20 protein-coding genes are annotated in these 23,688 nt (G+C 65.5%); all 20 read left to right on the top strand.

Features of this window, described 5'->3' with window-relative positions; translation table 11 throughout:
* Positions 1-37 precede the first annotated feature (37 nt).
* Complete coding sequence (locus HMPREF3088_RS06455) at positions 38-1,297, top strand: phosphotransferase (protein WP_246818081.1); 1,260 nt, start codon at positions 38-40, stop codon at positions 1,295-1,297.
* A gap of 7 nt (positions 1,298-1,304) precedes the next feature.
* Positions 1,305-2,690: a replication-associated recombination protein A gene (locus HMPREF3088_RS06450; protein ID WP_070758957.1), complete on the top strand. Its 1,386-nt coding sequence runs from the start codon at positions 1,305-1,307 to the stop codon at positions 2,688-2,690.
* 107 nt (positions 2,691-2,797) lie between these two features.
* Positions 2,798-5,464 (top strand): alanine--tRNA ligase, encoded by a 2,667-nt coding sequence (gene alaS / locus HMPREF3088_RS06445; RefSeq protein WP_070758956.1) that lies wholly within the window; start codon positions 2,798-2,800, stop codon positions 5,462-5,464.
* Between the two features lie 20 nt (positions 5,465-5,484).
* Positions 5,485-5,979: a Holliday junction resolvase RuvX gene (gene ruvX, locus HMPREF3088_RS06440; RefSeq protein ID WP_070758955.1), complete on the top strand. Its 495-nt coding sequence runs from the start codon at positions 5,485-5,487 to the stop codon at positions 5,977-5,979.
* Positions 5,980-6,126: 147 nt separating this feature from the next.
* Positions 6,127-7,281, top strand: a complete 1,155-nt coding sequence (gene mltG, locus HMPREF3088_RS06435) for an endolytic transglycosylase MltG (protein ID WP_070758954.1) — start codon at positions 6,127-6,129, stop codon at positions 7,279-7,281.
* Positions 7,282-7,309: 28 nt separating this feature from the next.
* Positions 7,310-8,272 carry a shikimate dehydrogenase gene (locus HMPREF3088_RS06430; protein ID WP_070758953.1) on the top strand — a complete coding sequence of 321 codons (963 nt, stop codon included), beginning with the start codon at positions 7,310-7,312 and terminating at the stop codon, positions 8,270-8,272.
* A gap of 121 nt (positions 8,273-8,393) precedes the next feature.
* The gene (locus HMPREF3088_RS06425) at positions 8,394-8,852 is read left to right on the top strand and encodes a prepilin peptidase (protein ID WP_246818080.1); all 459 of its coding nucleotides are present in this window, start codon (positions 8,394-8,396) and stop codon (positions 8,850-8,852) included.
* A gap of 33 nt (positions 8,853-8,885) precedes the next feature.
* A complete protein-coding gene (gene aroC / locus HMPREF3088_RS06420; RefSeq protein WP_210401498.1) occupies positions 8,886-10,088 on the top strand; it encodes a chorismate synthase in 1,203 nt (400 codons plus the stop codon).
* 31 nt (positions 10,089-10,119) lie between these two features.
* Positions 10,120-10,689, top strand: coding sequence for a shikimate kinase (locus tag HMPREF3088_RS10495; protein ID WP_070758950.1), 570 nt, complete (start codon positions 10,120-10,122; stop codon positions 10,687-10,689).
* Positions 10,690-10,775: 86 nt separating this feature from the next.
* On the top strand, positions 10,776-11,885 hold the full coding sequence (gene aroB, locus HMPREF3088_RS06410; protein WP_070758949.1) for a 3-dehydroquinate synthase: 1,110 nt from the start codon (positions 10,776-10,778) through the stop codon (positions 11,883-11,885).
* Positions 11,886-11,902: 17 nt separating this feature from the next.
* Complete coding sequence (gene aroQ, locus HMPREF3088_RS06405) at positions 11,903-12,334, top strand: type II 3-dehydroquinate dehydratase (protein WP_210401506.1); 432 nt, start codon at positions 11,903-11,905, stop codon at positions 12,332-12,334.
* A 140-nt stretch (positions 12,335-12,474) separates the two neighbouring features.
* Complete coding sequence (locus HMPREF3088_RS06400; RefSeq protein WP_070758947.1) at positions 12,475-13,560, top strand: M24 family metallopeptidase; 1,086 nt, start codon at positions 12,475-12,477, stop codon at positions 13,558-13,560.
* 92 nt (positions 13,561-13,652) lie between these two features.
* On the top strand, positions 13,653-14,216 hold the full coding sequence (efp, locus tag HMPREF3088_RS06395; protein WP_070758946.1) for an elongation factor P: 564 nt from the start codon (positions 13,653-13,655) through the stop codon (positions 14,214-14,216).
* Between the two features lie 25 nt (positions 14,217-14,241).
* Positions 14,242-14,988, top strand: coding sequence for a transcription antitermination factor NusB (nusB, locus tag HMPREF3088_RS06390; RefSeq protein WP_070758945.1), 747 nt, complete (start codon positions 14,242-14,244; stop codon positions 14,986-14,988).
* Between the two features lie 175 nt (positions 14,989-15,163).
* Positions 15,164-15,799 (top strand): bifunctional pyr operon transcriptional regulator/uracil phosphoribosyltransferase PyrR, encoded by a 636-nt coding sequence (pyrR, locus tag HMPREF3088_RS06385; RefSeq protein WP_070758944.1) that lies wholly within the window; start codon positions 15,164-15,166, stop codon positions 15,797-15,799.
* Positions 15,799-16,743 (top strand): aspartate carbamoyltransferase catalytic subunit, encoded by a 945-nt coding sequence (locus HMPREF3088_RS06380; RefSeq protein ID WP_070758943.1) that lies wholly within the window; start codon positions 15,799-15,801, stop codon positions 16,741-16,743. The genes pyrR and HMPREF3088_RS06380 overlap by 1 nt, the downstream gene beginning before the upstream one ends.
* Before the next feature lie 24 nt (positions 16,744-16,767).
* Positions 16,768-18,135, top strand: a complete 1,368-nt coding sequence (locus HMPREF3088_RS06375) for a dihydroorotase (protein WP_070758942.1) — start codon at positions 16,768-16,770, stop codon at positions 18,133-18,135.
* Between the two features lie 59 nt (positions 18,136-18,194).
* The gene (gene carA, locus HMPREF3088_RS06370) at positions 18,195-19,349 is read left to right on the top strand and encodes a glutamine-hydrolyzing carbamoyl-phosphate synthase small subunit (RefSeq protein ID WP_070758941.1); all 1,155 of its coding nucleotides are present in this window, start codon (positions 18,195-18,197) and stop codon (positions 19,347-19,349) included.
* A gap of 67 nt (positions 19,350-19,416) precedes the next feature.
* Positions 19,417-22,749 carry a carbamoyl-phosphate synthase large subunit gene (gene carB, locus HMPREF3088_RS06365; protein WP_070758940.1) on the top strand — a complete coding sequence of 1,111 codons (3,333 nt, stop codon included), beginning with the start codon at positions 19,417-19,419 and terminating at the stop codon, positions 22,747-22,749.
* Entirely contained in the window at positions 22,749-23,597 is an 849-nt protein-coding gene (pyrF, locus tag HMPREF3088_RS06360; RefSeq protein ID WP_070758939.1) for an orotidine-5'-phosphate decarboxylase, read from the top strand. Before carB ends, pyrF begins: the two co-directional genes overlap by 1 nt.
* Positions 23,598-23,688: the final 91 nt, after the last annotated feature.

Genomic DNA, 23,688 nt, shown 5'->3' with positions numbered 1-23,688 from the left:
TGGTGCCGGTCCGTTGGCAATGAGGATGAGTAAACAGGTGTCCGAACACAATCCAGCCCTCTCCGTGGCGGCAGTAGGCGAGTCCGCGCAGCGAGTCCTCGCCGCCCGCTTCGGCGGATCGCCGGAACTGAGCAGCCCGGAGAACCTCGGAGGAAACGGATCCTCCCTGGTCCTGCGCGCTCGGGTCGGGCACAATGACTTCCTCCAGGAACGCACGGTGGTGGTCAAACAGCTACCACCTGAGGCCTCGGGCGAAGATCACTCATCCCTCGGGGACCCGGAGGCCAACCGGTCACGCGGTAGCAGGAGAATCTCCTTCGACCGCACCGGGCTTTTCCGCGAGCTCGTGGCTTATCAGTTCACAAACACCCTGGCCGAGGAATCACGGCCAGGCCCCTTGCTGCTGGCGTATGACATCGAGGAACGCCTCCTGATCCTCTCGGACCTTGGTGAAGGCCAGAATTTCGCTGAGGTGCTCACTCAATTGCCGGCCAAGGATCGCCGCACCGCACTGCGGAAGCTGGGGCGGTCACTCGGTCGCATGCACGTAGCTACCGCAGGTAAAGAGGAGTCCTATGACACCCTCTTCCGCCGCCAGTGCCAGAAGCATGGCTACGACTTTGAGGATGTCGCCGACCAGCAGCCGAAGATTGAGGACACCATCGCGCTCGGACTGGAGCTGATGGAGGGCAACTCAATCGCCATGCACCCGGAGGTCACCCGGTTGGCGAACCTGTCGGCGAAGCGACAGTCGGATGCCACCGCTCGTGCCTTCACTCCGTTCGACCTCATGCCGGATAACATCGTCTTGGCGCAGCGCGTGTTCTTCCTCGACTACGAGTGGGCAGGGTTCCGCGATATTGCGTTCGACGTCGCGTGTGTCATGGCCGGTTTCCCACAGGACCTGACGACCCCGGCCCTGAACGATCAGGAGACCGCCGAGTTCCTCGATGCCTGGCGCGCAGAGGTCGTGCACTACTGGCCGGAGTTCCGGGACGACGCCTACTTCAACGAGGTCCTGGTGGCCTCGCTGGTCGCGTGGGCCTTCTTCTCTCTGGCGCTCCTGTATTACGGTTCCGATAAGGTTAATGACCTGCGCGAATTCGATATCGAGGTCGATGACTTGAAGAAGCTGACGACCGCACAGCTCATCGATCTCGCGACCACCGTGGACGCCGTCTTGCGCTTCACGGCGGGGCTGGGCGAGGAGCGTTTCGCACCTGTCATTGAGCTTGCAGAAAATCTCCTGGCGGCGCTGGCCCCGCTGGGCGCGCACCCGCAGCGACGCGAGGACTAGGCACGACGTGGAGGACCTGTTCACCCAGGCCGAACCCAACCAGTCTGGGACCGGTGCAGCGGAGGCGGAAGCATACTTTCACCCGGGTTCGCATGCGCCGCTGGCAGTCCGCATGCGGCCGCGAAGCCTGGCTGAGGTGGTGGGGCAGGACCACGTGCTGGGGCCGGGGACCCCGCTGCAGCGGCTCATTGACGGGCGCGGCGACTCCTCCGTCATCCTGTTCGGGCCACCCGGCACGGGCAAAACCACCATCGCATCGCTGATCTCGGCGGCATCCGGACGTCACTTTGTCGCTCTGTCTGCCCTGAATTCCGGGGTCAAGGAGGTCCGGGCTGTCATCGAGGACGCCCGTCGTCGGCTGCTCCACGGGGAGCGCACCGTGCTCTTCATCGACGAGGTGCACCGTTTCTCCAAAACCCAGCAGGACGCCTTGCTCGCGGCGGTGGAGAACCGCACGGTGCTGTTGGTGGCCGCCACGACCGAGAACCCGAGCTTCTCCGTGGTCTCGCCGCTGCTCAGCCGCTCGCTGCTTGTCCAGCTGAAGTCTCTGGGAGAAGAAGGCATCAAATCCGTGCTGCGTCGCGCCATCGCCGATGAGCGGGGCTTGGCCGACCAGGTGCAGATCGCTGACGACGCCCTGAACCAGCTCGCCGCGGTCTCCGGCGGGGATGCTCGACGCAGCCTGACGTACCTCGAGGCCGTCGCCGAGGACGTCCTGCAACAACAGCAGGACGGTGACGAGGTACCCACGATCACGGTCGCCGACGTCACCCGCTCCACGAATAAGGCAGTGGCTCGCTACGACCGCGACGGCGACCAGCACTACGACGTCACGAGCGCATTCATCAAGTCCATGCGTGGCTCCGACCCGGATGCCGCGCTGCATTACCTTGCGCGGATGCTCGAAGGAGGGGAGGACCCCCGGTTCATCTCCCGGCGTTTAGTCATCGTCGCTTCTGAGGACATCGGAACCGCGGATCCTACTGCCCTGCAGGTCGCGGTCGCGGCGCACCAGGCGGTGAGCTTCATCGGTATGCCGGAGGCCCGCATCACGCTGGCCCATGCCACCGTCCACATGGCCACCGCCCCGAAGAGCAACGCCGCCTACGTTGGCATCAACGAGGCCATCGCCGACATCCGGGCGGGCAAGGGGGCGATCGTTCCAGCCCACCTGCGCGACGGACACTACAGCGGCGCGAAGGCCCTCGGAAACGCTACCGGCTACCAGTACCCGCACGATGATCCCCGGGGCGTGCTGCGCCAGCAGTACCTGCCGGATGACCTGGTCGAAGCGGAGTACTACCGGCCCACCACTCACGGCCACGAGCGTACGATCCACAGTCGCCTGGACACGCTGCGGGGTATTGTGCGTGGGTCGCGCCCGGGCAAGTAGAATGCCATCTGTAGTTTTAGCTTTCCCCGCGGCACGCAACCCGCAGGAGGCGGTCGGCCCCACTCAGGCCGCCAAGACAACCCGAGACAGATTGAGGTAGCACAACCGTGCAGACGCATGAGATTCGCCAGCGCTTCACCGACCATTTCGTGAAAAGCGGTCACACCGAGGTGCCCAGCGCGTCGTTGATCCTCGACGACCCGAACCTGCTCTTCGTCAACGCGGGTATGGTCCCCTTCAAGCCCTACTTCCTGGGCCAGGAGACCCCGCCGTTCGGCACCGCCACCTCCATCCAGAAGTGCGTGCGCACCCTCGATATCGACGAGGTCGGCATCACCACCCGCCACAACACCTTCTTCCAGATGGCCGGCAATTTCTCCTTCGGCCAGTACTTCAAGGAAGGCGCGATTAAGAACGCGTGGACGCTGCTGACCAATTCCGTTGACGACGGTGGCCTGGGAATGGACCCGGACCGCCTCTGGGTCACCGTCTACGAGGACGACGACGAGGCTGCGCAGCTGTGGCACGACCTTGTCGGTCTACCCACCGAGCGCATCCAGCGCCTCGGGATGGAGGATAACTACTGGCACATGGGCGTGCCCGGACCGTGTGGGCCGTGCTCCGAGATTTACTACGACCGTGGCCCGGCTTATGGTGCGGACGGTGGCCCGGCAGTGGACGATAGCCGATTCATCGAGATCTGGAACCTCGTGTTCATGGAGTTCGAGCGCGGCGAAACCAAGCCCGACGGCAGCTTCGACATCGTGGGCAACCTGCCGAAGAAGAACATCGATACCGGCATGGGTGTGGAGCGCCTCGCATTCCTGCTGCAGGGCGTGGATAACGTCTACGAGACCGACCTGCTGCGCCCGGTGATCGACACCGCAGAGAAGCTGACCGGCACTCGCTACGGCTCGGAGGATAAGGGCGATATCCGCTTCCGTGTCATCGCCGACCACAGCCGTACCGCGCTGATGCTCATCCTCGACGGCGTGACCCCAGGCAACGAGGGGCGTGGCTACATCCTGCGTCGCCTGATCCGCCGCATCATTCGCTCCGCCCGACTGCTGGGTGCTCAGGGGCCTGTCATCGAGCAGCTCCTGGACACCGTCCGCGAGGCGATGACCCCGTCCTACCCGGAGATCGCGGAGAACTGGGAGCGCATCCGCTCCGTGGGCGTGATCGAGGAGAAGGCCTTCCTGAAGACCCTCGAGTCCGGTTCCCAGCTTTTCGAGCAGTTCCTCACGGAGGCCCGCAACAGCGGCGCCACGGTGGTACCGGGCGAGGTTGCCTTCTCGCTGCACGACACCCACGGCTTCCCGATCGACCTGACCCGCGAGATGGCCGAGGAGGCCTCGCTGACGGTCGACGAGGAGGGCTTCCACGAGCTGATGGCCGAGCAGAAGGCTCGCGCCAAGGCTGATAACGCCGCCAAGAAGCACGTCCACGCGGACCTGAGCGTCTACCGCGCATTCATCGATTCCCACCCGACCCACTTCACCGGCTACGAGAACACGGTGGACGAGGGCAAGGTTCTGGGCCTGGTCGTCGACGGCCAGCTCGCCGACCGCGCGTCCGCCGGCCAGCACGCCCAGGTCATCCTGGATCAGACCCCGTTCTACGCTGAGTCGGGTGGCCAGATGGCCGACCGTGGCGACCTCCGCGGCCCAGGTGGCCTGGCTAAGGTCGTGGACGTCCAGAAGATCGCCAAGAAGGTCTGGGCGCACCAGATCGAGGTCACCGAGGGAGAGCTCGCCATCGGAGAGCTCCTCGAGGCCCGCGTCGACCAGAAGTGGCGCCACCAGGCCCGTCAGGCGCACTCCGGTACCCACCTGATCCACGCCGCGCTGCGCGAGGTGCTGGGACCGACAGCCGTGCAGGCCGGTTCCATGAACAAGCCCGGCTACCTGCGCTTCGACTTCTCCTACGGGGATCAGCTGACCGAGAAGCAGCTGCAGCAGATCGAGGAGATCGCGAACTCCGCGGTGGACACTGACTACCAGGTCAATACCATCGAGACCTCCCTGGAGGAGGCCAAGGCGATGGGTGCGATGGCGCTGTTCGGCGAGAACTACGGCAACCAGGTTCGTGTCGTCGAGATTGGCGGACCATTCTCCATGGAGCTGTGCGGCGGTATCCACGTGGACCACTCCTCCCAGATTGGCCCGATCAGCGTGCTCGGTGAGTCCTCCGTGGGCTCCGGCGTGCGCCGCATCGAGGCCTACACCGGAATGGATTCCTTCCGCCACCTCGCTGCCGACCGTTCCCTCGTCGCGAACCTCGCAGCGAATTTTAAGGCCACCAGCGAGGAGATCCCGGAGCGCATCGACGCGCTGACCGCCAAGCTCAAGGCCGCAGAGAAGCAGGTCCAGCAGCTGCGTGCCCAGCAGCTGGCAGCCCAGGTCGGCAGCATCGTGGACAGCGCCGCAGATGTATCCGGTGTGAAGGTGCTGACCCAGAACCTCGGGGAGGGCCTGGGTGCGAAGGACCTGCGTTCGGTGGCGCAGGACGCCATCGCCCGCTTCAACTCCGAGGCGGCGGTCGTGCTCTTCACTGCCCAGGACGGCGAAAAGGTTCCGTTCGTTGCCGCGGCCAACCCGCAGGCTGTCGAGCGTGGGCTGAAGGCCGGCGACCTGGTGAAGGCATTCGGCGCCGAGGTTGGTGGCCGCGGTGGCGGTAAGCCAGCCCTGGCGCAGGGCTCCGGTTCCGATGCTTCCGGTGTCGACGCCGGCCTGGCCGCCGTGCAGCGCCTCGTGAACGAGACCCTGAGCTAGTTCCGCGAGGTCGATCGCCGATGGCATCCGATTTTTCCCGCGAGGAGATTACTCCGGACCGACCCGACCCGGAGTCCGATCCGGGGCGGGGACGGCGGCTGGCTCTCGATGTCGGTAGTGTGCGGATCGGCGTTGCCCTCAGCGACCCGGATGGCATCCTGGCCTCTCCGCTGGAGACGGTCGCCGCCGCCGTCGACGGCTCCGACGTGTCGCGTGTCGTGGAACTGATCGAGGAGAACTTCGTCGTGGAGGTCGTCGTCGGTCTTCCGGTGGCGCTGCGCGGCAACCACACCGCGAGCACCGCGGCAGCCCTCGACTTCTACGAGGACCTGGGCGAAGAGCTGCCCGACCTGCCGATACGGCTCGTCGACGAACGCATGTCCACCATGGCAGCCACCCAGGCCTTTCAGGCCTCCGGGGTGAGCGCCAAGAAGGGTCGGAAGCGGATTGACCAAGCCGCGGCAGTGCACATTCTGCAGGGGTGGCTCGACGCCCGTCGGCGCGTCATGTCGTAATCGAATCGTGATCATGGAATAATGTCCGATGATCGATCCACGATCATCGGATGCATCGCCGTCCTATAGCGATGCTTCGCGTTGCCTTCACGCTCTCGAGCGTGGCCGCGCGTTCCGTAGCACCTGAGATCCGAAAGGCATAGTTGCATGACCCTGAAGCGGAGTATGCAACCGAAGTACCGGCGCCGCCGTCAATTGGCAGTCGCGCTGGCTTTGGCGCTCATCCTCTTGTTGGTGGGCATCTCCGGGTACGTCTGGTACCAGCGGTCCGTCGTCGGCCAGCGCGACTACGAGGGTGCGGGCAACGGAACGGTCGTGATGGTCAAGGTCGGCGAGGGGGACAGCCTGTCTTCGATCGCCCCGACCCTGGTGGAGGAGAAGATTGTCGGCTCCCGGCGGGCACTGATGCGGGAGGCTGAGTCCCGAGACGCGAGCCTGCAGACCGGCTATTACCCGCTCCAGGAGAAGATGTCGGCCTCCGCCGCGCTGGACGCGCTGACGGACGACGCCAACCGCCGCGGCGTCGTCGACATTCCTACTGGCCTGACGCTGGAGGACGTCACGGTCGTGGGAGGGAAGACGCGTGAGGGAATCTACTCGCTGATCTCCGCCCAGACCTGCTCGAGCGAGGATGAATGCATTTCCTCCGATGCGCTGCGCGAAGCCGTGGTCAGCTCCACCCCGGAGGAGTTGGAGGTGCCGCAGTGGGCGAAGGGAGCGGTCGCGGAACGCATCGACGATCCGCGCCGCATCGAGGGGCTAATCTCCCCGGGCGTGCACCTTTTCGACCCGACCTCGACCCCGCAGGAGATCATGCGCGAGCTGATCAGCAACTCTGCGGCGGAATACGAGGCGACGGGGCTCCTCAGCGCCGCGGAGGCCGTGGGGCTGAGCCCTTATGAGATGATCGCCGCCGCCTCCCTGGTGGAGCGCGAGGCACCTGCCGGGGACTTCGACAAGGTTGCTCGCGTGATCCTCAACCGACTCAAGGAAGACCAGCGCTTGGAGTTCGACTCCACGGTGAACTATGACGTCGCCGAGCAGGAGGTCGCCACGACGGATAGCGACCGCGCCCGCCGCACTCCGTGGAACACCTACGCGAAGAAGGGGCTGCCGGAGACCCCGATCGCCTCCCCGGGTATTCAGGCGCTGCAGGCGATGGAACACCCCGCCGAGGGCGATTGGCTCTACTTCGTCACCATCAACAAGGATGGCGAGACCGTGTTCAACCGGGACTTCGATGCCCACGAGGCCGCGATCGAGAAGGCGCGCGCCAACGGCGTGCTGGACTCGGCCCGCTAAGCAATAAGCCAGGAGGAAGAGGAAGCCGATGTCGGAAAGCCAGGATGCCCAGTTGTCTACCGGCGGTGCCCCTCAGCCCACTGCGGACTCGGCAGGTGCGAGTGTGCTCAGTCCGGAAGAATTTTTTGCGCTAAGCGGCCCCCGCTGCGCGGTCCTGGGCAGCCCGGTGTCGCATTCGCTGTCCCCGGTGATCCACAAGGCTGGCTACCGGGCCACGGGCCTGGAGCTGGATTACTACCGGGTGGAGGCGCCGGAGGCCCGGGACATCCGGGTGATCGTTCAGGCGCAGGATCCGGACATCCGCGGCTTGTCCGTCACTATGCCGGGCAAGGGCGCAGCACTCGAGCTGGCGGGGCTGGCGACGAAGCGGGCCGAGGATATCGGCTCCGCCAACACGCTGGTGCCGCAGGAGGATGGCCGCTGGCTCGCGGATAACACCGACGTCGACGGTCTCACCGCCTGCCTGAACGCGGTGGCAGCCGAGCTCACCGAGCGCGATCCGGAACGAGGCGCACCCTTCGCCGGGCAGACGGCCGTCATTGTCGGTAACGGTGGCACCGCCCGCCCCGCCGTTGCTGCTGCAGCGGCTGCCGGATTCTCCGAGATTAACGTGGTCGCCCGTTCGGAGCGTGCGCTGAACCTGCAGGCGCTCACCGAGTCGCTGGGCATGGAGTTTTCCTGGACCCGGTTCGATGCCCCGGAGCTGGGCCACGTGTGTGGCCAGGCTGCAGCGCTGATTTCGACGGTGCCGGAGGACGTCGCTGCGGAGTACGTGGATGAGTTCTGTCGCGCTGAGTCTGTCATCGACGTGATCTACGATCCTTATCCGACCGCGCTGTTGGCTCAGGCCAAGCAGCAGGGGCTGCCAGTCTCCGATGGTCTGCAGATGCTCGCTGGCCAGGCGGAGGAGCAGTTCCGGCTGTTCACCGGCCAGCAGGCTCCCGAGGGACTATTCTTGGCCGAACTGCACCAGCACCTGGCGCTGGACTAACTCGGAGCCTTATCTTCTCAGCGCAGGCGGGGAAAGAGATTCCTGCGTGGGGGCGCAGGGGACTCTTTGGGGCAGGGGAGAAGACTCTAGGGGAGCAAGATTAAGGGGGGAGCCATCGGTGATGTGCGCTGTGCTTGCCACGCTTGGCGTGGCTGTGGCCTACCTGGGGGTCGTAGATTGGCGGCATCGTCGCATCCCCAACGCCGTGGTGCTCCCCAGCATCCTCTCTGCTATTGTCGCGGCGTGTGTCTGGCAGCCTTCAGCACTCGTCGGGGGCGCGGTGTGGTGGCTATTGTTCAGCTTCTTCCACCAACGCTCTGTAAAGAACCGCCACGAGGGGAGCGGAGCTCCTGGCCAGTACTTCGGTGGCGGGGACGCCAAGTTTGCGGCGGTGTGCGGCATCCTTGCCGCCTGGCACGGAGTGGGTTGGGTGTTGCTCGCCATCGGCACTTCCGGCGTGCTCACGACCGGCGGGATACTGATCCAGGATCGGGCCAGAAAGGCTCCACCCCATCGGCCTGTCGCCATGGGACCGGCAATGGTTCTGGGTACGCTGCTGGCCTTCGCAGTGTCCTTATAATTGTTCGATAGCTCACATAGTAGACTTGTCGGCATGCTTCGATGGACTACTGCTGGTGAATCCCATGGCCAGGCGCTGATTGCGCTGGTGGAAAACCTCCCCGCTGGGCTGAGCGTGACTCGCGAGGATGTCGCGGAACAGCTCGCCCGCCGTCGCCTCGGCTATGGTCGCGGCGCCCGGATGAAGTTTGAGGCGGACGAGCTGACCTTCGTCTCTGGCGTCCGACACGGCATGACCCTCGGCAGCCCGGTGGCCGTCATGATTGGCAACACCGAGTGGCCGAAGTGGACCACCATCATGTCCGCCGACCCGGTTGATCTGGAGGACCCGGAGGTGGCCAAGGCGATGGCCTCCGGTCGCGGGGCGAAACTCACCCGCCCGCGCCCGGGTCACGCGGACTTCGCCGGCATGCTGAAGTACGACCACGACGAGGCCCGCCCGATCCTGGAGCGTGCCTCCGCCCGCGAGACCGCTGCCCGCGTCGCCGCCGCCACCTTCGCCCGCGCCCTGCTGCGCGAGGTACTGGGAGTGGAGGTCTTCAGCCACGTCGTTTCGATCGGTCGTAGCGAGCCCTATACCGGCCCCACCCCGAGTTTCTCCGACTTGGAAGCTATCGACGCCTCCCCGGTGCGCGCCTTCGATAAGGCCTCGGAGGACGCGATGGTCGAGGAGATCAAGGCGGCCAAGAAGAGCGGCGACACCCTCGGCGGCATCGTGGAGGTCGTGGTCAAGGGCCTGCCGATCGGCTTGGGCTCCCACACGTCCGGTGACGCTCGCCTCGACGCCCAGTTGGCTTCCGCCGTCATGGGGATCCAGGCCATCAAGGGGGTCGAGATCGGCGACGGCTTCGAGGAAGCCCGCCGCCGCGGCTCCGAAGCCCACGACGAGATGGTGCGCGAGGACGGGGAGATCACCCGACTGAGCAACCGCGCTGGCGGGATCGAGGGCGGCATGACCAACGGTGAGGACGTCATCGTCCGCGCCGCGATGAAGCCGATCAGCACGGTCCCGCGCGCCCTGCGCACCGTCGACATGGCCACCGGAGAGGCCGCGACCGGCATCCACCAGCGTTCCGACGTCGTCGCCGTCCCCGCAGCAGGAGTCGTCGCCGAGGCGATGGTCGCCCTCGTGCTGGCTCGGGCCACCGTTGAGAAGTTCGGGGGCGATTCCCTCGCCGAGATGAAGCGCAACGTGGCCGCTTATCAGCAGCAGGTCGCCGAGCGGCTGGATTTCTAACCAACCCGCAGACAAGGAGGCTTCGCGAAAGATGACTCGACCAGGGCAATCCACACCGGTTAACGCGCAGCACACGGCACCTGGGCAGCGCCCCAAGGTTGTGCTCGCTGGGTTGCCGGGCGCGGGTAAATCCACGATGGGCCGGCGCATCGGGCATGCCCTCCACCTGCCCGTCATCGATACCGATGAGCTCATCGCCGAACGCTTCAACAAGCCCTGCGGCGACGTGCTGCGGGAGCTCGGCGAGGAGAAATTCCGCGCTGCTGAGGAGGAAGCCGTCGCTCAGGCACTGCAGACTAACGCGGTGGTGTCCCTGGGCGGGGGAGCTGTGAAGAGCGCGAAGACCCGCGAGGCCCTCATGAACCACCAAGTCGTCTACCTCTATGTAGACGTCGCTGAGGGCGTGCGCCGTACCTCCGGGAACAAAACCCGCCCGCTGCTGGATGTCCCCAACCCCGAAGAGGTCTATCAGCGACTCTACGACGAGCGCCACGAGCTCTATGAAGAGGTTGCGAGCTTCCGCATCCGCTCCGGCAACCACGACCCGCAGCGGACAGTGACTGCCATCCTGCAGTACCTCGAAGACGCGGAACAGCTCTAGGAGACATCACTGGGCCGTTCACCCGCGGCACTGCCACCACGGCCGACCACCAAACCACCACAGCGATTGAGAAAGAACGTGACAGCGTGACAACGCCTTACTCCACGCAGCAGCCCACCCCAACGCGCATCGATGTGCGCACCGCTTCGCCGTACCCGGTCCTCATCAGCCGCGGCATCGAGACGATGATCCCGCCGATGCTCGAGGCCACCGAGGGCGCCAGCACCTTCCTGATCATCCACCAGCCGGCCCTGGCTGAGCGCGCAGCCCATGTCGCGAAATTGCTGGAGGCCGAGGGCAAGGTCGCCGAGCTGCTGGAGATCTCCGACGCTGAGGACGGCAAGACCATTGCATCAGCCGAGCGTTGCTGGGATCGCTGCGCGGATGCCGGGCTGACGCGTCAGGACTGCATCGTCTCCGTGGGCGGTGGCGCTGCCACCGACCTCGCCGGGTTCATCGCCGCCACCTGGATGCGCGGTATCCGCGTGGCACACGTCCCGACCTCCTTGCTGGGGATGGTCGACGCCGCGGTGGGTGGAAAGACGGGGATCAACACCACCCGGGGTAAGAACCTCGTCGGTGCTTTCCACGAACCGGCCGCGGTCCTCATCGACCTGGACACCCTCAAAGATCTGCCTCGCGAGGAGCTCATCGCTGGCTCTGCGGAGATCATCAAGGCGGGTTTCATCCGCGACGAGCGCATCATCGAGATCTACGAGGAGGACCCCGTCGAGGCGCTGAACCCCGCCGGTGATGTACTCCCGGAGCTGATCGAGCGGGCGATCAAGGTCAAGGCAGACGTGGTGGCCCAGGACCTCAAGGAGTCCTATATCCGGGAGATCCTCAACTACGGGCACACCTTCTGCCACGCGGTCGAGCAGCAGGAGAACTACCGCTGGCGTCACGGTCAGGCCGTGGGTGTGGGCATGATGTTCGAGGCTGAGCTGGCCAAGGCCGCCGGTCTCATCGACCAGGAGCTCGTGGACCGGCACCGGAACATCCTGCGCAGCGTTGGGTTGGCGACGACCTATCAGCACTCCGATTTCGACACCCTCATTGAGGTTATGGGGCGGGATAAGAAGAATAAGCAAGGCAAGATTCGCTTCGTCGTCCTCGAGGGACTGGCGAAACCGACTCGGCTCGAGTCCCCGAGCAGGGAACACCTGGACGCAGCATGGGAGGCGATTTCGCAGTGACCGCACAGGAACAGCAGCTGACGGTGAGCGTGCTCAACGGCCCGAACCTCAACCGGCTGGGCAAGCGCCAGCCGGAGGTCTACGGGGCGACGACGCTGGCCGACGTCGAGGCCCTGATCGCCGATGAGGCGGCACGCCTGGGTGTGGCGGTGGAGTTCTTCCAGAGCAACAACGAAGGCGAGATGCTGGACCGCATCCATGCGGCAGCTGACCAGGGGCATGCGGTGATCATCAACCCGGGTGGCTGGACGCACACTTCTGTGGCGCTGCGCGACGCTCTCGCGGAGGTCGCCGACGGCCCGGGCTTCGTGGAGGTCCACATCTCCAACGTCCACGCCCGCGAGCCCTTCCGTCACCACAGCTACCTCAGCCCCATTGCCCGCGGCGTGATCGCTGGCTTGGGGATCGAGGGATACCTGGCGGCTCTGCGTTACCTCGCGCAGAGCTAGCACCGCCGACGCTTTTGAGGGCGGGGTCGGGCTCAACGCTCCGCGCAATGACCCGCGCCTGCGAGTGTGGACGCCCAGGGGAGTAGCGTGGGGGTGATTGAACCCAGCATGGGGGAAACAACGATCGAAGGAGAGCGCGAATGACCCAGACTCAGCGATACGCCGAGCGCCGCAACAAGCTTGCCGCACGCCTACAGGAGCGCGACCTGCCGGGCCTTCTGGTCACTGACCTGAAGAACGTTCGCTACCTCACCGGTTTCAGTGGCTCCAATGCGGTGTACCTGCAGCGGCCGGACGGCCGGGGCGTGCTCGGCACCGATGGCCGATACGCCACCCAGGTGGAGATCGAGACCGGCCAGCCAGAGGATGTCGAGCTCCTCATCGACAATAAGCTGCTCGAGCAAGTCCCGGAGCGGGCTCAGGTCACCGGCTTTGCTGTGGAGTCCAGCCTGAGCATCGGCGAGGCGAAGAAGCTTGCCGCGGACGGGCCGCTGCCGGAGGTGGCGGCCGGCATCGTCGAGGAGCTTCGCTTGGTCAAGGACAGCGCGGAGATCGCCGCCCTCGAGGCAGCCGGGGAGCTCGCGGATTCGGTGTGGCAGGAATTCCTAGACGAGGGCTGCATCCGCGAGGGACGCACTGAAATCGAGGCCGCAGCGGACCTGGAGTACCGCCTGCGCAAGGCCGGTGCCGAAGCACTGAGCTTCGATACCATCCTGGCGTCGGGAGTCAACGCCACCAAGCCGCACGCCGGTGTCTCCCGCGACCCGATCGTGCCCGGTCTGGTCACCGTCGATTTCGGCATCTACCTGGATGGTTACGCCTCCGACCAGACACGCACCGTCTGCGTGGGGGAGCCGGACGAGCTCTCCGCCACCCTCTACGACGTCGTCCTGCGCTCGCAGCGGGCTGGTGCCGCGGCCGTCGCCCCGGGAACCGCTCTGTTCGATATCGATAAGACCTGCCGGGACATCATCACCGATGCTGGCTACGGCGAGTACTTCGTGCACTCGACGGGCCACGGCGTGGGCCTGGACGTCCACGAAGCGCCGTCGGCGAACTCCCGGGTCGACCGATCAGTAACGCTTGCTGAGGGGATGACGCTGACCGTGGAGCCGGGGATCTACATCCCGGGCAAGACCGGTCTGCGCATCGAAAACACCTACGTGGTCACGGCCGACGGGGCGAAGAGCTGCAACGCCTCCAGCACTGATCTGCGCATCGTTTAAGGTGTTAGAATAAGTCGAACGAGAACGCCCGAGACCTCGGGCGTCGACGTGCGCGCAAAAAAATCTCAACGAGAATAGAGGAGCCTGAACTAGTGGCAACCACTGCAGATTTCAAAAACGGTATGGTCCTGATGATCGACGGCAAGCTGCAACAGATCGTGGAGTTCCAGCACGTCAAGCCAGGTAAGGGCCCGGCGTTTGTGCGTACGAAGCTCAAGGACGTCGTCTCCGGCAAGACCGTGGACAAGACCTTCAACGCAGGTGTGAAGGTCGAGCAGGCCACCGTCGACCGCCGCGACATGACCTACCTGTACAACGACGGCTCCGCCTACGTCCTCATGGACGACAAGACCTTCGACCAGGTCGAGCTGCAGCCGGAGCTCATGGGTGACGGCGCGAAGTTCCTGCTGGAGAACTCCCGCGTCAACGTTTCCTTCCACGACGGCCAGGCGCTGTTCGCTGAGCTGCCGGCCAACGTTGACCTCAAGATCGAGCACACCGATCCGGGCCTGCAGGGCGACCGCTCCACCGGTGGCTCCAAGCCAGCCACCCTGGAGACCGGTGCCGAGATCCAGGTGCCGCTGTTCATCGAGACCGGCAACGTCGTCAAGGTGGACACCCGCACCGGCGAGTACCTGTCCCGCGTCACCCAGTAACACCCCAGGAGCCTGATACTTCCTCATGGTTGAACCACAGTCGCCGTCGCCATCCTCGCGCCCCGAAAGCCAGAACCCGCAGTCTGCGGGGGAGGGCAAAGGCTCGAAGGATGAGCGTTCGGCTGCGCGTTTCAAGCGGCGTGGTGCGCGCTACAAGGCCCGCCGCCGTGCCGTGGACATCCTCTTCGAGGCGGAGTTCCGCGACATCGACCCGGTCGACATCATGGAAGAGCGCGCGGAGCTAGCTAAGGATCAGGAAAACCAGATCAAGCCGATCCCGGAGTACACCTCCCAGATCGTGCCCGGCGTGGCAAGTAACCTCGACGCGATCGACGACGCCATCGCCGTGCACCTCACCAGCGATTGGACCCTGGATCGCATCCCCGCCGTGGACCGCGCGGTCATGCGCGTGGCGGCGTGGGAACTGATGTTTAACCCGGACGTTCCGCACCGCGTTGCCCTGTCCGAGGGGATCGAACTTGCCAGCGAGTACTCCCACGTCAAGGCCCCGGACTACGTCAACGCTGTGCTCGACGGCGTGGCCACAGACGCAGACGCCGCGATGGCTGACCGTCTGGCCACCCAGCGCGAGCAGGAACAGTCGGGGTCCGAGGAGGGCTCTGCTCCTGCCCCGGCAGATATCGAGGCGCTGGTTGATTCCGTGATCGCAGACCCCACCGAGCAGGTGGGGGACGGCGCCGCAGAAGAGACCGAAGACGGCCAGGCGGGGGTTGGCGAAGACCCCGCCGCTGACGGCCAGAACTCCGTCTAAAAAGCGAGGTTTTTCAGTCGCGGCATCGTGTCGGCGAATGAGTAAATCGCACCCATCTACCCCCGGTTGCCCCGCGCAGCCGGGGGTAGTGCTTTGTGCTATCGTTCACATGAAAGGTTTTCTTTCAGAGGCATCCTTTAACAGACCGCACAGAGAGGCGGGAAAGGAGGTCACGATGAATCCGACAGTCGATCAGCACTCCGTGGTTCTGCTGAACCCGGACGATGTCAATCGCACGGTCGCACGCATCGCGCACCAAATCATTGAGAAGACGGCTCTAGACAGCGGATCCGCCCGGCGGGTCGTGGTTTTGGGTATTCCGTCTGGGGGAGTGCCGCTCGCGGAGCGGCTGCAGAAAAAGATCAGCGAATTCAGTGGCGTGGATGTGTTCCAAGGCTCGCTGGATATCACGCTGTACCGGGACGATCTGGGGCGCGGCCCGCACCGTGCGCTCAAGCCCACGATCATCCCGGACGAGGGGATCGACGGCGCAACCGTCATCTTGGTCGACGACGTCCTGTTTTCGGGCCGCACCATCCGCGCCGCGTTGGACGCCCTCCGGGATCTCGGCCGTCCCGATACCGTCCAGCTGGCCGTCCTGATTGACCGCGGTCACCGGCAGCTGCCGATTCGCGCCGATTACGTGGGCAAGAACATTCCGACGGCAGCCTCCGAGGACGTCACCGTCGCTCTCCACGAGCTCGACGGCCGCGACGAGGTCACCCTGACCCGGTCGACCACACCCGCCGACCAGCAACCAGCGAATCAGGGCGGGCAGGTACCGTCCGCCGCAGACAAGGGGCGTGCGTAGTGAAGAACCTGCTCAGCATTTCCGATCTCACTCCGAATGAGATTGTGAGCATCATGGACGAGGCGGACCGCTTCGCCGAGGCGCTGAAGGGCCGCGAGGTCAAGAAGCTGCCCACCCTGCGGGGGCGCACCGTGTTCACGATGTTCTACGAAAACTCCACCCGCACCCGGGCCAGCTTCGAGACGGCGGGGAAGTGGATGAGCGCGGACGTTATCAACATCTCCGCGTCCTCCTCGAGCGTGAAGAAGGGCGAGTCCCTCCGGGACACGGCACTGACGCTGAAGTCCATCGGCGCCGACGCACTGGTCATGCGCCACCCGTCCTCCGGGGCGGCGCAGCACGTTGCCAACTTCATCGGCGATACCGCGGTGATCAACGCCGGAGATGGCTCCAACCAGCACCCCACCCAGGCGCTGCTCGACGCCACGACGCTGCGCCGTCAACGGGGTGATCTGTCGGGGCAGCACGTCGTGATCGTCGGTGATATCCTGCACTCCCGCGTCGCCCGCTCCAACGCGCAGCTGCTCAATGCCCTCGGCGCAGATGTCACCTTCGTCGCACCTCCGACGTTGCTGCCGATCGGGGTGGAGAACTGGGGCGTGCGCGTGAGCCACGATCTTGACGCGGAGCTGCCGAGCGCCGACGCGGTCATGATGCTGCGGGTCCAGGCGGAGCGCATGAACGGTGGTTTCTTCCCCTCGCACCGCGAGTACGCCACCCGATACGGGCTGTCCAAGGCCCGCCACGCCATGTTGAAGCCGGACGCGGTTGTAATGCACCCAGGCCCGATGTTGCGAGGCATGGAGATCAACTACAGCGTCGCGGATGCTCCGAACACCGTCGTGCTCCAGCAGGTCACTGCCGGTGTTCACGTCCGCATGGCGATCCTCTTCCAGCTGCTGATCGGCGGCCACTCGGCCTCCGAGACCGAGACAGACGCTTAAGGCCAGAAAGGATAAGCGATTTTTATGGTCGACAACAAGAACTTTCCCCCGACTGGCCCACTGGCTGCGCACCCGGCGGGTGCCGAGAACGCGGTGCTCCTCAAGGGCGTGCTCATCTACGGTGAAGGGGAGCCGCAGGATGTCCTGCTCTCCGGCGGCGTGATCGCCAAGATCGGCGCGGATCTCTCCGACGAGGCTCCAGCTGAGGCCGAGGTGCTCGACCTTGCCGGCCAGGTGCTCCTGCCGGGCCTGGTGGACATGCATGTTCACCTGCGCGAGCCGGGCCGCGAGGACACCGAGACCATCGCCTCCGGCTCCGCGGCGGCTGCCAAGGGCGGGTTTACCGCCGTGTTCACCATGGCTAATACCTCCCCGGTCATGGACGACCCCGCCATCGCGGAAAGCGTCTGGTACAAGGGCCAGAACACGAACCTCTGCGACGTCCACCCCGTCGGTTCCATCTCCAAGGGACTGGCGGGCAAGGAGCTCACCGAATTCGGCATGATGGCCGATTCCGACGCCAAGGTGCGCATGCTCTCCGACGACGGCAAGTGCGTCGACGACCCGCGCCTGATGCGTCGCGCAATCGAGTACTCGCGTGGCATGGACGTGCTGCTCGCGCAGCACTGCGAGGAGCCCCGCCTGACCGAGGGCGCGGTCGCCCACGAAGGCGAGACTGCCGCCCGCCTGGGCCTTCGTGGTTGGCCACGCGTGGCGGAGGAGTCCATCGTCGCCCGCGACGCCCTCATGGCCCGCGACTACGGCGGTCGGCTCCACATCTGTCACGCCTCCACGGAAGGCACCGTCGAGCTGCTGCGCTGGGCGAAGGGACAGGACATCCCGCTGTCCGCCGAAGTCACCCCGCACCACCTGATCCTCACCGACTCCCGGTTGGAGACCTTCGACGGCGTGAACCGCGTGAACCCGCCGCTGCGTGAGGAGCGGGACACCCTGGCCCTGCGCCAGGCACTCATCGACGGCGTGGTGGACTGCGTGGCCACCGACCACGCCCCGCACTCCTCCGAGGAGAAGTGCTGCGAATTCGACCAGGCTCGTCCGGGCATGCTCGGCCTGGAGACCTCCCTGGCGATCATCGCGGACCTCTTCGTCATCAACGGCGATCAGGACTGGCGCTTCGTCGCCAAGGTGATGTCCGAGCGTCCCGCCGAGATCACCAAGCTGCCGGGCCACGGTCGCCCGATCGCCGAAGGCGAGCCAGCGAACCTGTGCGTGGTGGATACCAACGCTAGCTGGACCGCCGAGGCCAAGCAGATGGCCTCCAAGTCCGAGAACAACCCTTACGAAGGCATGCCCATGCCGGTTCGGGTATCCACGACGATCCTGCGTGGCAAGGTGACATGCCGCGACGGCAACCCTGTGACAACCGACTAGCTGCCCGATAACTCAACAATCGGCGACTGACCTTGAAAGAAAAACTAAGGACTAAAGATATGCAGACTCACACTCCAGCAGCACTGGTTCTCGCAGACGGCACGATCTACCGCGGCTTCGCGATGGGCGCGACCGGCAAGACCCTCGGCGAGGCAGTGTTCACCACCGCCATGACCGGCTACCAGGAGCCCCTCACCGACCCCTCCTTCCACCGTCAAATCACGGTGCTCACCGCCCCACAGATCGGTAACACCGGCTGGAACGACGAGGACTCCGAGTCCCGCGACGGCAAGATCTGGGCCGCTGGCCTGGTCATCCGCGACCTCTCCAACACCGTCAGCAACTGGCGAGCCAAGCGCAGCCTCAACGAGGAGCTCGAGGCACAGGGCATCGTCAGCATCTGCGGCGTGGATACCCGCTCCGTCGTACGCCACCTGCGCGAGGAGGGATCCATCGCCGCGGGCATCTTCTCCGGCGACGCCCTCGGCACGGACGAGGAGATGATCGCCCAGGTCAAGGAGCAGCCGTCGATGAGCGGCGCGGACCTGACCGCGGACGTCACCACCGACGAGCCTTATGTCGTCGACGCGGAAGGGGAGCGCAAGTACACCGTCCTCGCCTACGACATGGGCATTAAGACCAACACGCCGCGCGAGTTCGCCAAGCGCGGCATCCGCACCGTCGTCATTCCGGCCGATACCGAGTTCTCCACCCTCGAGGGCTACTTGAGCGAGTACGAGGCCCAGGGCGTGTTCGCCTCCAACGGCCCGGGTGACCCGGCCACCGCCGACCACACGGTGGAGCAGGTCAAGAAGGTGCTCGAGGCCGACATCCCGTTCTTCGGCATCTGCTTCGGCAACCAGCTCTTTGGCCGTGCCCTCGGCCTGGACACCTACAAGCTGAAGTTCGGCCACCGCGGCACCAACGTGCCGGTGAAGGACCTGGAGACTGGCAAGGTCGCGATCACCGCCCAGAACCACGGCTTCGCCCTGGCGGCCCCCGCCGGCGGCCTAGAGAAGGAATTCGACACCCCATTCGGGCCCGCCAAGGTCACCCACATCTGCCTCAACGACGACGTCGTCGAAGGCGTGGCGCTGACCAGCGGACGCGCCTTCTCGGTGCAGTACCACCCGGAGTCCGCCGCCGGCCCGCACGACGCAAACCCCCTGTTCGACCACTTCCTCAACCTGTTGGAGCAGGAGAAGAAGGCCTAAGCCGACGCCTTCTCACAGCACAGAACGCATCCAGCAGCACAACGCCCAACAGAAAGAGAAAACACTCATGCCACGTCGTGAAGACATCAACCACGTCCTCGTCATCGGTTCCGGCCCGATCGTCATCGGTCAGGCCTGCGAGTTCGACTACTCCGGCACCCAGGCCTGCCGAGTGCTCAAGGAAGAGGGCCTCCGCGTCACCCTGATCAACTCCAACCCGGCGACCATCATGACCGACCCGGAGTTCGCCGACCACACCTACATCGAGCCGATTCAGCCGGAGTACATCGAGAAGATCTTCGCCAAGGAAAAGGCAGAGGGGCACCCGATCGACGCCGTGCTGGCCACCCTCGGCGGACAGACCGCGCTGAACGCCGCGATCCAGCTGGACCGCCGCGGCATCCTCGACAAGTACGGCGTCGAGCTCATCGGCGCGGACATCGACGCCATCGAGCGCGGCGAGGACCGCCAGAAGTTCAAGGACATCGTCGAGAAGATCGGTGGATCCTCCGCCCGCTCCCGCGTCTGCCACAACATGGACGAGGTCCACGAGACCGTCGCCGAGCTGGGCTTGCCAGTCGTCGTCCGCCCGTCCTTCACCATGGGCGGCCTTGGCTCCGGCCTGGCCTTCGACTACGAGGACCTGGAGCGCATCGCCGGCGGCGGCCTCGCCGCGTCCCCGGAGGCCAACGTCCTGATCGAGGAGTCCATCCTCGGCTGGAAGGAATTCGAGCTGGAGCTGATGCGCGACGCGAAGGACAACGTGGTCGTCGTCGCCTCCATCGAGAACGTCGACGCCCTGGGCGTCCACACCGGCGACTCCGTCACCGTCGCCCCGTCCATGACCCTGACGGACCGCGAGTTCCAGATCATGCGCGACCAGGGCATCGCCATCCTCCGCGAGGTCGGCGTGGAGACCGGTGGCTGCAACATCCAGTTCGCCATCAACCCCAAGGACGGCCGGATCATCACGATCGAGATGAACCCGCGCGTATCCCGTTCCTCCGCGCTCGCGTCCAAGGCCACTGGCTTCCCGATCGCGAAGCTGGCCGCGAAGCTGGCGATCGGCTATACCCTCGACGAGGTCCGCAACGACATCACCCAGGTCACCCCGGCTGCCTTCGAGCCGACTCTGGACTACGTCATCGTCAAGGCTCCGCGCTTCGCCTTTGAGAAGTTCCCGGGCGCCGACGACACCCTCACGACCACGATGAAGTCCGTCGGTGAGGCCATGTCCATCGGCCGCAACTACATCACCGGCCTGAACAAGGTCATGCGTTCCCTGGAGACCAAGCAGGCGGGCTTCTGGACCGTCCCGGATGAGGACTTTGCGGGCGAGCGTGCCACCGACAAGGCAGCCGTCCTCGAGGACTTGAAGCGCCCGACCGAGGGCCGCCTCTACGACGTCGAGCTCGCCATGCGCCTCGGCGCGACCGTGGACGAGATCTACCAGGCCTCCGGCATCGACCCGTGGTTCCTGCACGAACTCATGGCCCTGGTGGAGTTCCGCCAGCAGCTGATCGACGCGCCGGTCCTGGACGTGGATCTCCTGCGTTACGCGAAGTTCCTCGGCCTCTCCGACCGCCAGATCGCCGCCCTGCGTCCGGAGTTCGCAGGTGAGGACGGCGTGCGCTCCCTGCGCTGGTCCCTCGGCATCCACCCGGTCTTCAAGACCGTGGACACCTGCGCCGGCGAGTTCGAGGCGAAGACCCCGTACCACTACAGCTCCTATGAGCTGGACCCGAACGCCGAGTCCGAGGTCGAGCCGCAGAAGGAGAAGGAAAAGGTCATCATTCTGGGCTCCGGCCCGAACCGCATCGGCCAGGGCATTGAGTTCGACTACTCCTGCGTCCACGCGGCCCTCGAGCTCTCCCGCGTTGGCTACGAGACCGTGATGGTCAACTGCAACCCGGAGACCGTTTCCACCGACTATGACACCGCCGATCGCCTGTACTTCGAACCGCTGACCTTCGAGGACGTCATGGAGATCTACCGCGCGGAGTCCGAGTCCGGCACCGTCGCGGGCGTGATCGTCCAGCTCGGTGGCCAGACCCCACTGGGCCTGGCGCAGCGCCTCTCGGACGCGGGTGTGCCGATCGTCGGCACCACCCCGGAGGCCATCAATCTGGCGGAGCACCGCGGCGAGTTCGGCAAGGTCCTGCGCGACGCCGAGCTGCCAGCCCCGGCCTTCGGCACCGCCACCAGCTTCGAGGAGGCCCGTGAGGTCGCCGCACACATCGGTTACCCGGTACTGGTCCGCCCGTCCTACGTCCTCGGTGGCCGAGGCATGGAGATCGTCTACGACGAGGCCAGCCTGCGCGACTACATCTCGCGCGCCACGGAGATCACCGACGAGCACCCGGTCCTGGTCGACCGCTTCCTGGATTCCGCCATCGAGATCGACGTCGACGCCCTCTGCGATGGCGAGGACGTCTACCTCGGCGGCGTGATGGAGCACATCGAGGAGGCCGGTATCCACTCCGGTGACTCCGCCTGTGCGCTGCCACCGATGACGCTGGGGGAGCAGGACATCGAAAAGGTCCGGGAATCCACCCGCAAGCTGGCCCAGGGCATCGGCGTGAAGGGCCTGATGAACGTCCAGTACGCACTGAAGGACGACATCCTCTACGTCATCGAGGCCAACCCGCGCGCCTCCCGCACCGCCCCGTTCGTGTCCAAGGCCACGGGCGTGCAGATGGCCAAGGCCGCCGCGCGCATCATGCTGGGCGCTTCCATCGCCGAGCTCAAGGAGGAAGGCATCCTGCCTTCCGATCGCGACGGTGGCTCGCTGCCGATCGGTCACCCGATTGCCGTCAAGGAGGCAGTGCTGCCGTTCAACCGCTTCCGCAGCTTCGAGGGCAAGGTGCTGGACTCTCTGCTGAGCCCGGAAATGAAGTCCACCGGCGAGGTCATGGGCCTCGACTCGGACTTCGGTACCGCGTTCGCGAAGTCCCAGGAAGGTGCCTACGGCGCGCTGCCGACCAAGGGCAACGTCTTCGTCTCCGTCGCTAACCGCGACAAGCGCACCCTGATCCTCCCGATCCAGCGCCTGGCTTCCTTGGGCTTCAACGTGCTCGCCACCGCGGGCACCGCAAGCATGCTGCGCCGCAATGGCGTGGAGTGCGAGGTCGTCGCGAAGGTCTCCGCCACCAGCGGCGAGGGCGAGAACGCCCGCAACGTCGTGGACTACATCCGCGACGGCGAGATCGACCTGGTCATCAACACCCCGGCCGGTACCGCTGACGCGCGCACCGACGGCTACGAGATCCGCGCGGCCTCTGTGAACAGCGGCGTGCCGTGCGCGACGACCGTTCAGGGCACCGTCGCAGCGGTGCAGGGCATCGAGGCTCTGCTGGACCACGACACCACTGTGACCCCGATTCAGGAAGTGGAGCACTAATGACCACGCCGGTGAGGCAGGCTGCAGACCAGTCTCAGACCTTCGGCGAGCGCTTCCTGGCTCGGGCTGCCGACCTGGGGCCGCTGTGCGTGGGGCTTGACCCGCACGCACACATCCTCGAGCGCTGGGGGTTGAGCTATGACCTGGCCGGGCTGAAAGAATTCACCGATACCGCGGTTGCCGCTTTCCGGGATACCGTCGCCGTCGTCAAGCCACAGGTGGCCTTCTATGAGGCTTTCGGGGCTGCAGGCTTCGAGGTTCTCCAGAACGCGATGGCGGAGCTGCGGGAGGCCGGCGTGCTGGTGATCGCTGACGCCAAGCGAGGCGATATCGGCTCGACCATGGCGGGCTACGCCAGCGCCTGGCTGCGGCCGGGCTCGCCCCTGGAGGCGGACGCGGTGACGGTCTCTCCGTGGCTCGGTGTGGATTCCCTGGCCCCGGTGTTTGAACTGGCAGCCGAGTACAACAAGGGTGCCATCGTGCTCGCGGCGACATCCAACCCGGAGGCCCCGTCTGTGCAGCTGTCCCAGACGCAGTCCGGCGCCACGCTGGCCCAGGCGGTGTGCGACCGCGTGGCCGAACTCAACGCGGGGGACAAGCCCGGCAACGTCGGCGTCGTGGTCGGCGCGACGGTGGAGAATCCACCGGTTCTGGACCAGGTCAACGGCATGATCCTCATGCCCGGCGTCGGGGCCCAGGGCGGCACGATGGCCGATGTGCGGCGTATTTGCGGTGAGGCGGCACGCTTCGCGAGCCCGAATGTCTCCCGCGCTGTCCTGAACGAAGGGCCTGCCGTGGCGGATCTGCAGGCCGCAGCGCGCCGCTTCGCCGCGGAACTTCAGGTGTAGCCTGCAAAGTTGGCGAAGGTGAATCCGCGCGTCGCAGTTGCCACCACGGCAAAAGCACCTTAGGATTCACCTTCGTGCTTTGCTTTCTTAA

This window comes from Corynebacterium sp. HMSC22B11, from assembly GCF_001815965.1.
In the GTDB taxonomy this organism is placed as follows: Bacteria; Actinomycetota; Actinomycetes; order Mycobacteriales; family Mycobacteriaceae; genus Corynebacterium.
Note: the sequence above shows the minus strand (reverse complement) of the source record. Positions and strands in the feature narration are given on the sequence as shown.

Bases quoted from the DNA above. Each gene is read 5' to 3' on its own strand.
- ruvX (WP_070758955.1), top strand. From the start codon at position 5,485: ATGGCATCCGATTTTTCCCGCGAGGAGATTACTCCGGACCGACCCGAC.
- mltG (WP_070758954.1), top strand. From the start codon at position 6,127: ATGACCCTGAAGCGGAGTATGCAACCGAAGTACCGGCGCCGCCGTCAA.
- HMPREF3088_RS06430 (WP_070758953.1), top strand. From the start codon at position 7,310: ATGTCGGAAAGCCAGGATGCCCAGTTGTCTACCGGCGGTGCCCCTCAG.
- HMPREF3088_RS06425 (WP_246818080.1), top strand. From the start codon at position 8,394: ATGTGCGCTGTGCTTGCCACGCTTGGCGTGGCTGTGGCCTACCTGGGG.
- aroC (WP_210401498.1), top strand. From the start codon at position 8,886: ATGCTTCGATGGACTACTGCTGGTGAATCCCATGGCCAGGCGCTGATT.
- HMPREF3088_RS10495 (WP_070758950.1), top strand. From the start codon at position 10,120: ATGACTCGACCAGGGCAATCCACACCGGTTAACGCGCAGCACACGGCA.
- HMPREF3088_RS06400 (WP_070758947.1), top strand. From the start codon at position 12,475: ATGACCCAGACTCAGCGATACGCCGAGCGCCGCAACAAGCTTGCCGCA.
- nusB (WP_070758945.1), top strand. From the start codon at position 14,242: ATGGTTGAACCACAGTCGCCGTCGCCATCCTCGCGCCCCGAAAGCCAG.
- pyrR (WP_070758944.1), top strand. From the start codon at position 15,164: ATGAATCCGACAGTCGATCAGCACTCCGTGGTTCTGCTGAACCCGGAC.
- HMPREF3088_RS06375 (WP_070758942.1), top strand. From the start codon at position 16,768: ATGGTCGACAACAAGAACTTTCCCCCGACTGGCCCACTGGCTGCGCAC.
- carA (WP_070758941.1), top strand. From the start codon at position 18,195: ATGCAGACTCACACTCCAGCAGCACTGGTTCTCGCAGACGGCACGATC.
- carB (WP_070758940.1), top strand. From the start codon at position 19,417: ATGCCACGTCGTGAAGACATCAACCACGTCCTCGTCATCGGTTCCGGC.
- pyrF (WP_070758939.1), top strand. From the start codon at position 22,749: ATGACCACGCCGGTGAGGCAGGCTGCAGACCAGTCTCAGACCTTCGGC.